This window comes from Novosphingobium sp., assembly GCF_039595395.1.
Lineage (GTDB): Bacteria > Pseudomonadota > Alphaproteobacteria > Sphingomonadales > Sphingomonadaceae > Novosphingobium.
Genome location: NZ_JBCNLP010000001.1, coordinates 3,652,836 through 3,664,015, shown reverse-complemented (window position 1 = coordinate 3,664,015; position 11,180 = coordinate 3,652,836). Strand labels below are relative to the sequence as shown.

The following is an 11,180-nucleotide window of genomic DNA, read 5'->3' as shown; positions in this document are numbered from 1 at the left end:
TTTTTGTATGAGCGATATAAAACTCTTTCGCACGGACAGTGCTTCGGTCACAGAGCTTCGCGGCAGCGCGGTCGCGCTAGAGAAGTCATTGCAGACCCTTATTGAACGCAACATGGAAGCATTCCTCGGTGTGCGGTTTCTTGCATCGGAGTTTCCGACTACGAACGGCGGACGCATGGATTCGCTGGGCATAGACGAGAATGGTTCGCCAGTGATCGTCGAGTACAAACGGGCCAGCAATGAGAATGTCATCAACCAAGGCTTATTCTACCTCGACTGGCTGATGGATCACCGCCGTGATTTCGAATGGCTTGTTCTGGAGCGCTTCGGCGCCGAAGAGGCGAAGGCCGTTGATTGGACGACGCCCCGGCTGATCTGCATCGCGGGTGATTTCACAAAATACGATGCGCATGCGGTCAACCAGATGAACCGAAATATCGCGCTGGTTCGCTATCGCCGCTTTGGTGACGAACTGTTGCTGTTCGAACTACTGACTTCGGCATCGGAGCGGCCCGTGCGCGGCATCCCAGCGGGCGTTGACGCACAAGGCGAGACTACGGCAATGCGACCTCGCTCTCGCCAGAAAACTGTTACACAGTACCTTGCCGACGCCGACCAAGGCCTTGTCGATCTTTACGAGGCGACGAAGGCGTACCTGCTGGCGTTAGGCGACGATGTCGATTTGAAAATCCTGGACAACTATGTTGCTTTCCGGCGCCTGAAGAACTTCGCGTGCGTTGAGGTCAAGCCGCAGATCAGGCACCTTAAAATTTTCGTCAAGGTCGATCCAAGTACAATAGAACTCGAATCAGGTTTTACACGTGATGTCCGCAACATTGGACATTTCGGAACTGGTGACCTCGAAATCATCATCACCGACGTTGCTGCGCTGGATAAAGCCAAGCCACTGATGGATCGCAGCTATGACGGGGCCTGAATGGCCGAGCGGTCCGTCAGCAAAACGCCTTCAAGTTGATCGTTGAACGGCGGCCTCGCTGATCGCAAAAACCGCCGGACACCCAAGGTTTGATGGCTGCTACCGGGGCTAAGATGGCCGCTTTCCAGAAGGTCAGGTCTGTAGATTGAAGTGATCATCTGTTTTTTGGCCAAAGGCGCTAGTGGGTTCTCAAATTTGCTAGGCCGTAGAATCATGAGCGTGCGGTGTCTTCTGGGTGATGTGTTTCGGCCAGCAAGCCACCTGCTAAAAATGCTTCGTGCGCTGGCGGAACTTGGAAGCGATCTTAGATAGTGACCGGCAGAGCCGGGCAGATGAGGAAATGTATATGGACAAGGAGAAATTTGATGATCTCGAAGCGAGAAGGGCCAAAACTCTGAGTTTAAAAGGGAAGGCTTTTTCCGACAGAGAGCTGATGGGATGGTCTGAGCGCGAACTTTCCGACGCATTAAGATATGGTGAGCCAACCGGGTCAACTATCGACGCCATAAAGCGCGTCTTGGCTTTAAAGGCCGAAGAAGGTAAGCCGGCCGGAAAGCTTTTGCCGCTGCAAAAGGCTGGATTTGGCCTGGCATTGATTACGGCGCTTGCAGCGGTGGCGAAGCTGTTCGTATAACTGGTGATTGGGAACCTGTCCGCCGCTCGTTTCTCCGTTCGGCGCATCTCAAGGCACCGCTTAGGGGATGGACGGTAGAGGGCAGCCGTGTCACCGCGCCCGCTCATTTCCCGGCTTCCGATAGGGGCGAGCTTTCCATGAGATGAGGAACACAGCGAGAAGTTAACCAACTCCTCTGCTTCCAGAGACGCCGAGAGCCTTTGATCAAATCAATGGCCTGACTGACCATATGTTGCTGCTCATTTCATGAAGTTCTACAAGATTCCATGAACTGGACTGAGGTGAAAAATTCCCGATTTATGCGTCAAACCCGATTTCCTGAAAGGGAGTGGGGCTAAATGTCGGGGCTATTGGAATATAAAATTGACAAATATTGTTTAGATATCAGATGATTGCTTGCTAATTTCGATTCCCGCTACCGCACTTCAGTGGAGTGGAGATATCATTTTTTGAATATTGCTCGCTTCATTCTTTCGTCTGTCTTTCCGCTTGGTCGGCTTCTAATGAAGCTTGGAGGAAAAATCAGCGGCAAGTCAACCGGTAGCTATTGGTGATGCCAATCAGACCTCTCACCGGCAGGCGGGTCTGCTGGAAGCGGTGACAGCCGACCAGATGTTGCCGTTCCTCCGCAATGACGGGAACGACCGGATCTGACAGGAGCCGCCGATTGAGCGACATAAAGCGGCCGGTGAGCAGCCGACCATTTCCGACTATTCAGCGTCGATTTTTCCGTTCTCAAGTGCGGACCGGCGGCTTGCCCAAGCTGAATATGCGAGACGGGCGGTTCAATGCCGAATATAGTCCGGCTCATGTCTCCATCATCGCTCTTAGGTGCCGCAGGCGAGCACTACGTAATGTCGCAACTCTTGCGGCGTGGGCTGATCGCCGCGCTGGCACCAGTAGGGGTGCCGACGGCCGATATCGTTGTCACAGATGATATTGGTGATCGGGCATGTGCGGTCCAAGTAAAGACGCGCCGCCAACTCGGCAGCGACGGCGGTTGGCACATGAAAGCGAAGCACGAGGATATTCGCGGCGCCAGCCTCTTCTATGTCTTTTTGTCATTCCCGAACGATGTCGGTGCGCTCCCGGACGCATTCGTCGTGCCGAGCGCCGTGGTCGCCGACGTGCTCCACATCTCGCACCAGACCTGGCTGGCGCGTCCGGGGCGGAAGGGCCAGCCGCACAAGGATGGCGAGATGCGCCGCTTTCTCCCCGACTACAGCCACCTCGATCTGGCCGATACCTATGGTCCGGCTTGGCTTGAACCCTATCGCGACGCGTGGGACCAACTGCGCGCGGACGCTTCCGGAGGTCTCAGCGCATGAAGCGGCGCACGTTCGAGGAGATCATCCACGAGGAGTTCCGCTGGCCGGCGGCGGGAGACATGCCTTTCGTCGAGGCCGCCGATCACCTGGAGAACGCCAACATTGCTGTGAGCGCCCATACGCGGCTTGTCCTCATGACGGATGGCTATAAGAAGGGCGCCGACCTCATGGTTGCCCACACCCTGGAGCAGGAGGTCGACCGCGACTTCCTCGTCTGTCCGATCATCTTCAATTACCGGCAGTTCCTGGAGCTGTCCCTCAAGTATATGCTGGCGACCTACGGCCGCCATGTCGATGTGAAACCCAACTGGAACTCGCATCGGCTCGAGGTGCTGTGGGCCGACTTCGCGACGATGCTCGATCGGTTCGGCACCGAGGATCCCGACGAGGCGGATCCCATTGTGGAAGAGGTCATCGGGCAGTTCGCCAAGATCGATCCGGGCTCCTATTCCTACCGCTATCCGGTCGACCAGAAAGGCCAGCCGCTCCCGCTTGCGTTGACCGATCTCCACCTGCCAACCCTCAAGGACGTCATGCAGGCGGTGGCAAACTATTTCACTGGATGCGACGGCTATATCGACAATCTGGTCGGCGGCGGCCCCTGACCGATCACGCGCTTGGGACCTCGGTTCCAGCCGGCCCCGCTGATTTCTCAAGGATGATCTCGCTCGCGAACGATCCCCCAATCCGCAGCTCGCCTCGGGCTCCTTCGGCGATCAGCTTGATACCGCCAATGCCTTCTTTCTGCCGGCCGAGCGAGGGCAGCGCGCCCTCGACCAGGCCGATCTCCATTACCATGCCGAGCAGGTCCGGCGGCACGCCCTGGCGGATGATCGCGCGGCGATAGGTCTCGCCGTCGATGGTCAGCGGCACCGGAAGCACCATCGTCACCTCGCGCCCGACCAGCTTGGTATCGCCGATCATGAAGCTGACGGCGCCGGCGGCGCCGAGCTCGGCCCGCGCCGCCGCGTTTCGCTGATCGATCACACGGCGGCGGCTCGCCCTCAGGAAAGCGGGGCTCGCCTCGATCGACTTCGCCCGCGCTGATGGTCCGCTCGGAGCAGCGACCGCTGCTGCGGTCGCAGGGAAACCGGCGCCGCGCAGCGACTTCGCAAGCCCGGAACGCATGACCGGATCACCGATCACTGAGTCGTCGGCTTCCGACAGATCGAATTCCGGGTTGAACTCCGGATCGACGATTTTCAAGTCGCTCGGCCCCAGCTTGCCCGAAACCCCGATCGACAGGCCGCAAGCGAGCCTCTGTCCCTGCAGGTGCGCGGGAAGCAGCACCATACGCTTCTGGACCACGCCCCCGGTCGGCTCGCCCTTGCTCGTCGTGCTCGACAACTGCCGATCGCGCGCGTCGGGGCCGCTCTGGCCACCCTTGCATTCCACGACATGCAGCGCGCCGGCATGATCCATGAACACGAAATCGGGGGCCTTGCGCGGCCCCCGCTTGCGCGGCACCGGTAGCGGGCCGTGCATCAGCGCGCTCATCCGGTCCATGAAATACCGACCATCGCTCCATGAGACGAGACCCAGCGTGCCGACTAGGTAGCCGATCGGAATGCCCATGCCGAAATCGTCGCTCAGGATCGTCTTCTGGTGAGAGTCAAGATTGGCGAAGTCCGCCGTGATGCGGAGATCGCTGTCGCTCGAGACGGCATAAACGTAACGCACCCACGCCCAGAACTCGCTGAGCGAAACTCCGCGCGCGATCTGTGGGGTCGTCAATTGCCCGATCAGCAGCAGGGTCGGCAGGATCGCGACGTTGTGGCTGGACATCCCAGCGATGAACGAGGTCGGGAACGACGGCGCGCCCGTGGCGGGCCAGGTCGTGTCGTCGGTGTAGATATCCAATGTTCTGATCACGTTTCCCTACCTCCGCTCATGATATCCTCTCTCACACGGACGACGGGAGCAAGGCGATGACGACACCGATCGAGGAATATAAACGCGAGGCATGCCGTGGCAATCGCGGCAGGATCGTCGACGCCGCCGCGGAATGGGCCGGCGTTGTCGATTGGTGGGCCTCCGGCCGGCCGCTTTTCGTGCAGGCGTTCCGTAAGGAGGTCGGCAAGCACCCGTCGAAGGCCGGCATCGACAACCTCTTGGATGCTGCCATTCCACGTACTCTTGGCGATCTCCAGCGCAAGGAAGCGGACGACGCCTTTTACGCTGCGCACGCCGCCTTGTTCCTCCAAGAGATGGACAGCATCGTCTCCCGCGTTCCGCGGGATTGCCCGGATCCCGAGGCCGCCTTCGCCTTCGCAAACGTCCTGCGCTTCGTCGATCACGTTCTATTCGACAGCGTGGTAATGCTCGAGCATTGGGCCGCGCGCAGCCGCCAAGTCCCAGGTGTCTTCGGGGTTGGGAAGAACGAGGTCGAGCATATGCACACCTTCTTCTTCGGCGCACAGCAGACGATCTACGGGCACGGAAGCTTCGGACTCAGCTTCGCCGAAAACCATTCCGATCTCGTGATCGGCACGATCCGCCAGGCCTTGGAGATACGGCTTCGCCGCGCCTTCGGCATCGCCGGTCGGTTCTCTGACGCCAACAATACGTTCGAACCGGTGCCGCTGTCGGCCCTGTTCGAGGCCATTCGGCCCTTCGAGAAGCAAATCGCATCGGCGGTGCCGTTCGCCACCCTTCGACGAATCAACGGCTGGGCGAACATGTACATGCACGGGGCTATCAAGCTGCCGGTCTGGGCCCCGCCACGCGTCCTTGCCCGGCTCAAGCCGCTGCTCCTCGGCGAGGGCCGCAAACGAGGTGACGGTCTTCGCATGCCCAAGTCGGCTTTCGATGGCGTGCGCCAGAAACTGATGGACCAATATGACGTGACGCCATCGCCGATCGGGCTCGTCCCGGTCGATCATTGCGAGGTTCTGATCACCGCATAAGTAAACTTCGGCATTCACCGCCTTTAATCGGCCAAACTGGCTATGACCGCTTCGGACGAACACTGCCATTGCTGCTCGCAGATGGGGGTGGCTGCTTCGTCCCACTTTTTGCCAATTCGCGATGCCCTTCCATCACCTTAACCTATGGCAAATTTCGACGGGCGTCATTGGCGCGGTGAGCGGCAGCTATTGTTAGCGACAGCTCACCTGCAGGCACTGCCGCCATCAGAGCTGTTTCGTTTGGGCAGCTAAAGGCGAAGCACTGCGGCTCTGCCCTGCATGGAACATTTATGGAACACTATCCATCTCAGCTATTGGAGTCAAAACGATGGACATTGTGACCGCCACATATCTGACTGCTGTCGCTGCACTCATTGCGAGCCTTGCCAAGCTTGTTTGGGCTTTCCGGCGACGCAGCTGAACCTATGCGTTGTCCATGTCAGCAGCTCTGGCGATTGGGGTGCAGCGTGCCGCGCCGGAATCGGCAGCCGCCGTACCCTAGGATCCATCGATAGCCGCCCAATCCTTCATGGGGTAGTACCGCGAGGGACCAAGCATCCTTGTCTTATGGCAAGCGAATCACCTTCAAGATGTTGCGAATCGCATCCGAGTTATTTTGCGATCTCTCAGACGTAAATGAGACGTTGTGATCCGCAATGTGATCCCGCAAAAAGCCATTCACATCGCAGTGTGATGATTTGGGGCCTCGGTGAAGACACCGATTTTTGTGGAAGTTCTGTTTAGCATATATATTTCAGAGTTTTAGCTAGAAACATTCGAGCCCGTCATCGCCATCCGTCTCTGACCCCGCGTCCTTCAGGCCGTGTCGAGATAGCGGTGAAGCGCCATCGCACTGGCGATTCCGGCAGGTCGCTGCCAGCCTGAACCCAGGCTCACGATCGTATCCCCCAGTTTCTGATCCGCCGACGTCGTGAAGCTGATATGCGCCGCGCCGCTGTTGCCAAGGCGATAGGATATCGTGGCGACGCAAAAGCGCCTTCCGCGCGCCGTGCCGCTTTGTGTCGCGGATTCAATCAGCAGCAGGGGGTGGTTGCGCAGCCAGTCGATCTGCTGGAACAGGCTGGCGTCACCCGGCCCCCTTGGCCGGGCGGCAAATTGCGGCGAGACGCGCGCCTGAGTCAGCGCACGGTCGTAAAGCTGATCCAGCAGCGCGATCCTGGTTTCGGGGGCATCGCATTGCGGCGCGTCTTCCTCCATCGCGTTCAACAACCCCGACGCCTTGATGGTCGCCGGAATCATCACCATCGCGACAAGCGCGATGCCCTGGATCAGCTCCTTCCTTGTCACCGTTCCGCCCTTTCGCATGGTCTGGACGGAGGATCATACGCCGCAGGCGATCAAGCATCGCTTGCGGCGCGATCAGGGCCTAATCCCTAGAATGATGGAAGAAAATATTGGCAGGCTGGAGCGAGGGGCTCAGCCCGTCATGCTGCGGCATTGCCCGCGGACATGGCCGAGGATGTCGAGTTGAAGGTGCTCTTGAGCTGATTGCCCAGACCCTTCATCGCGGTGATGGCGGCCACCGCGATCAGCGCCGCGATCAGGCCATATTCGATGGCGGTTGCTCCGGTGCGGTCGCGCACCAGTCGCTTGAGCAAGGCCTTGAGCGTTGCGGGAGAGATGATCATCGCATTTCCAAATGATTGTTAATATTGGCGTCCGAAGGGGCATTGTGGCACGGCGCATGTTACCAAGGTGCTACCGGCCTCAACGGTTCGCCTCAAATCCCTCCCGTCTGATGGGGTGTTTTGGCGATATTCTGCTCTTGCTTCGCCTTATCGGTGCGATGCGGGGGAGGGCTGTGGGTTGCTGCTCGGCGCGGGGGGCGTGTGGGCGGTCATCGCCAGTTGCAGGCCGCCTTCCACAGCGGCGATAAAGGCCAGCACGGCGGTAGCCACGGCCAGCGTGAACATCCGCCGGTCATAGCGCCTGCGCGCCTGCTTCTGCGCCACTTCCAGATACGCCAGCCAGCGTCCGGCATAGGTCAGCCGGGGGCCGGTGAGGCCCCCGGTCCGCATCTGCCAGCCGATATATTCCGGCCCTGCCTTTTTGAACTCCTCGATGAAGTGGCGCGGAATGTCGCTCAGTTCGTCGGTCATCAAGGGGCTCCTGCCTTCGCGCTTGTGGTTTTGCCTGCCATAGTGCGGCCGGGCCGATCAGGCCAATGGCGTATGGCGCCACTCGGCCTGAATCCGGTCCCTGTCGGCGCGAATCCGCAGCTTACTGCACCAGACGCGCAGTCTGCACCGCCATGGCGAACAGCGTGTTGAGCGCGGCCGACACGTCGCCATCGGTCGAGACGGTCTGCATCAGATAGGTGCCGTCGGTGTTCTGCGTGGCGCATTGTTGCAGGGCGCCCTGAATGGTGGGCACGACATTGTTGGCCATCGTCGTGAAGTCGGGACGCGGTGTGTAGTTGATCGTCCCCGGCAGATACTGCGTGTAGAGAATCGCGATGCGGGTGTATTGCTTGATCGCTGTGCACTTGTTGATGTCGGATTGGGTCATGGCCGAAACAGTGCTGTTGGCGCCCGACATGCCATCGGTGATGATGATCAGCACGCTTTGCGGCGAGGCTGTCGTGCCCGCGCCTTTGGTGCCGGGCAATTGGGACTGGATGCCGCTCAGTAGATCCCCGAAATTGGTGTCGAAATTGTTGGTGGTGACGGTCAGGCCGTTCTGGGCGAGCCAGGAACCGCTCTTGGGAAGATTGGGCACGGTGATCGGCGGTGCGCCCTGATTCAGCAGAGACTTCACCGGCGTCATCTGGCCGAAGGTGCTGTTGGGAATGGCGACCGGGCTCTCCCGGTTGAAGGTGAAGAACTGCATCTGGTACACCGGAGCGTTGGGCATGCCGGCATATTTGTTCTGAATGCTATAGGCGGTGGAAATCACGCTTTGCGCGGCCAGACTTTCGGCATCGGTGCGCAGGGGGAAGGTCGAGGCACCTGGATTGACCAGATTGTAGTTCTGCACCAGCCAATAGGTGTCGGGATAGTTGACCGACAGCGTCACGGTTTTCCCCGAGGTCTTGTCCTTATAGGACAGCGCCACCGGATTGGTGGCCAGCAGGCCGCCATTGTTGCCGGTGCAATAGGTCATCACCGTCTGGCCGTTGGACAGCGCCTGGGTGGACTTCAGTGTGACATTGGTGCCCATGGCCTTGTTGTTGCTGTCAGAGATGGCGTTGCTGGTGCCATTGCTGTTGCAGGACACGCGATAGAAGGTGCTGTTGGTGCTGTCGCTGGCATCCAGATAGATCGCATTGCTCTGCGAATCGATTACATAGACGCCATTGCCCCACTGCTGCATATTGTTTGAATGGCAGGCAAAGTCACAGCCGACCGGCGTGCCGTAACTGTTGGCGCCGCTCCACCAGGCGGTCTTTTTCAAGGCGTCGATACCGGTCTGGGTGGTGGGCAGCAGCATTGATGGCGAGGTGTCCATCGCGATGAAGAAATTGATGCTGGGCGGGGTCGAGGCACTGGCCACCGCCGAGCCGCCGATCACCAGATTGGGCATTTTCAGAATGCCGCTGAAAATGTTGTTCGAGGTGGCGGTGTAGGTGAAAGTGGTCTTGCGCAGCGTGGCCAGGCTGCTCTTGGAATTGTCGTCCACAATGGCCTGGCGCCCTGTGATGGTCAGCCCGCTCAGGCCCTGGACCTGCTGGTCGAACATCGCCTCGGCGGCGGCTTTCACCTGTGCGGTGTCGGTGACGCTCAGCAAGGTGGGGTCGACGGTGGCCAGTGCCGCCGCATCCGCCGCCGCGTCCAGCTTGGTCTGCAGCCGCTGCGCGCGGGCGTAATCGAGGCCAAAGCCCACCGCGCCCAGCAGCAGCGGCAGGACCAGAGCCAGGAGCAAAAGCACATTGCCGCGCTGATCGGCGCGCAAACGGCGGCAGAGCCGGGCGCAGGCTGGCATCAGGAGGGCGGTCAGGGGGGGCATGAAGGGCGGGGCCTTTTCGTCGAAGGAGGCGGTCAGTTGAGGCGGGGGCTCATATAGAGCTGGTCACCCATGTTTGTGGTCAGCTTCAGGCCAAAGCCGATCGCTGGCGTATAGGCATAGGCGACCTGGCCATAGAACAGATAGGCGCCCGCGGTGCCCGCCACGCCGCTGGCGCAGGCATTGGCGGTGGAGGGCACCATATAGCTGTTGATGATGCCGGCCGGCACCGACACCACCGTTCCGGCGACCAGCGAGGGCGAGGCCGCCGTGCTGCCTGTCTGGGCCTGGCTCCACACCACATAGGCGTGGGTGGTGTCGCAAATGCGCAACTGGGCGATCTGCAGACTGGCCTTGGTGATGTCGAAGGGCGACATCACCAGATCGGCGCTGCTCATATAGGTGGAAACGGTGCTGGTGGCCGGCGCGCTGGAGGGCGAGATGCCCCGGCTGGCCAGATCGGTCAGCGCGCGCGTGGTGGCCGTGACCTTGCGATAGCAGGAGATCATGTCGGAAATGACAAAGCAGCCCATGAACAGGGTCAGCATCAGCGGCAGGGCCAGGGCGAACTCCACCATGGCCACGCCGCCGCGGTCCCGGATCAGGCGCTTCAGCATGTCTGGGCGACCCCCGTGCTGGGATCGGTGGGGCAGAGATATTGCTCGACCGTGAAGGTGTAGGTCGCCACCAGCAGGCGGTTGTTGCCATAATTCTGATTGACGAAATTGACCCCCAGCGGCCCGGAGACCGTCGGCCACAGATAGGCCAACTGCATGATGACCAGCTTGCCCTGCGTGCTGCCGATGCCGTTGGTACCGGTGCTTGTGCCGTCACAACTGACCGTGCCGTAACCGGCGCTGGTGCCGGTGAGCTTTCCGGTGGTCTTGTCGTAAGTGTAGACAGGCACGGTGATGGTCGGCGAGGTGCAGCCGGTGGGCACCACCTGCACATTCACCGTCAGCCGGTCGCAGGTCAGGAAGGGCGGCAGCACGCCGGAGTAGGTGACGGCGTTGCCGTTCGAATCCTTGCCGCTGATGCCGCTGCAGACGGCGCTCTTGAAGTCGGTCGCGCTCATCCCGGCGGCGGAGTTGGTGCCGGTGGTCATGCTCTGCGCGGCGCCGGTCATCACCAGGCGGGCGGCATTTTCCACGGCGGTTTCCAGGCCTTCCTGCGCCATGTAGATCAAGGCGATATGCAGGATGCCCAGCACCAGCGCGACGAAGGGCGGGGCCACGAAGGCGAATTCCATCGCCACGCCACCGTCGCGATTCGCCCACAACCGCCGGAACAGGGCCGGGTATGGCATGGCGGAAGCGGCAGAAAGGACGGATCGAGCGAGCGTCATGCCGCTACGCTTAAATACGATCTGCAAATATACGGTTAAGCTCATGCAAAGAGTCTCAACCATACGG

Annotated in this window: 12 protein-coding genes; 5 read left to right on the top strand and 7 right to left on the bottom strand. The window is 60.2% G+C overall.

Annotation, left to right across the window (positions count from 1 at the left end):
* The first annotated feature begins 7 nt into the window (after positions 1-7).
* From ABDW49_RS16730 to ABDW49_RS16715, 4 genes are all read left to right on the top strand, one after another.
* Positions 8-937, top strand: a complete 930-nt coding sequence (locus ABDW49_RS16730) for a DUF5655 domain-containing protein (RefSeq protein ID WP_343613224.1) — start codon at positions 8-10, stop codon at positions 935-937.
* Positions 938-1,283: 346 nt separating this feature from the next.
* Positions 1,284-1,571 carry a hypothetical protein gene (locus ABDW49_RS16725; protein ID WP_343613223.1) on the top strand — a complete coding sequence of 96 codons (288 nt, stop codon included), beginning with the start codon at positions 1,284-1,286 and terminating at the stop codon, positions 1,569-1,571.
* A gap of 854 nt (positions 1,572-2,425) precedes the next feature.
* A complete protein-coding gene (locus ABDW49_RS16720) occupies positions 2,426-2,899 on the top strand; it encodes a hypothetical protein (RefSeq protein WP_343613222.1) in 474 nt (157 codons plus the stop codon).
* On the top strand, positions 2,896-3,504 hold the full coding sequence (locus ABDW49_RS16715; protein ID WP_343613220.1) for a hypothetical protein: 609 nt from the start codon (positions 2,896-2,898) through the stop codon (positions 3,502-3,504). The genes ABDW49_RS16720 and ABDW49_RS16715 overlap by 4 nt, the downstream gene beginning before the upstream one ends.
* A 4-nt stretch (positions 3,505-3,508) precedes the next feature.
* Here ABDW49_RS16715 and ABDW49_RS16710 read toward each other — a convergent pair whose 3' ends face one another.
* A complete protein-coding gene (locus tag ABDW49_RS16710; RefSeq protein ID WP_343613218.1) occupies positions 3,509-4,759 on the bottom strand; it encodes a hypothetical protein in 1,251 nt (416 codons plus the stop codon).
* Positions 4,760-4,827: 68 nt separating this feature from the next.
* On the opposite strand from ABDW49_RS16710, the gene ABDW49_RS16705 reads away from it, so the two are divergent.
* Entirely contained in the window at positions 4,828-5,805 is a 978-nt protein-coding gene (locus tag ABDW49_RS16705) for a hypothetical protein (protein ID WP_343613216.1), read from the top strand.
* A gap of 816 nt (positions 5,806-6,621) precedes the next feature.
* Here ABDW49_RS16705 and ABDW49_RS16700 read toward each other — a convergent pair.
* The 6 genes from ABDW49_RS16700 to ABDW49_RS16675 form a co-directional block, all read right to left on the bottom strand.
* Entirely contained in the window at positions 6,622-7,113 is a 492-nt protein-coding gene (locus tag ABDW49_RS16700; protein WP_343613213.1) for a hypothetical protein, read from the bottom strand.
* Positions 7,114-7,250: 137 nt separating this feature from the next.
* A complete protein-coding gene (locus tag ABDW49_RS16695; protein WP_343613211.1) occupies positions 7,251-7,454 on the bottom strand; it encodes a Flp family type IVb pilin in 204 nt (67 codons plus the stop codon).
* A gap of 147 nt (positions 7,455-7,601) precedes the next feature.
* Entirely contained in the window at positions 7,602-7,925 is a 324-nt protein-coding gene (locus ABDW49_RS16690; protein ID WP_343613209.1) for a hypothetical protein, read from the bottom strand.
* Positions 7,926-8,046: 121 nt separating this feature from the next.
* Positions 8,047-9,771: a pilus assembly protein TadG-related protein gene (locus ABDW49_RS16685; protein ID WP_343613207.1), complete on the bottom strand. Its 1,725-nt coding sequence runs from the start codon at positions 9,769-9,771 to the stop codon at positions 8,047-8,049.
* A gap of 32 nt (positions 9,772-9,803) precedes the next feature.
* Entirely contained in the window at positions 9,804-10,385 is a 582-nt protein-coding gene (locus tag ABDW49_RS16680) for a TadE/TadG family type IV pilus assembly protein (RefSeq protein ID WP_343613205.1), read from the bottom strand.
* On the bottom strand, positions 10,379-11,074 hold the full coding sequence (locus ABDW49_RS16675) for a TadE/TadG family type IV pilus assembly protein (RefSeq protein WP_343613203.1): 696 nt from the start codon (positions 11,072-11,074) through the stop codon (positions 10,379-10,381). The genes ABDW49_RS16680 and ABDW49_RS16675 overlap by 7 nt, the downstream gene beginning before the upstream one ends.
* Between the last annotated feature and the right edge of the window lie 106 nt (positions 11,075-11,180).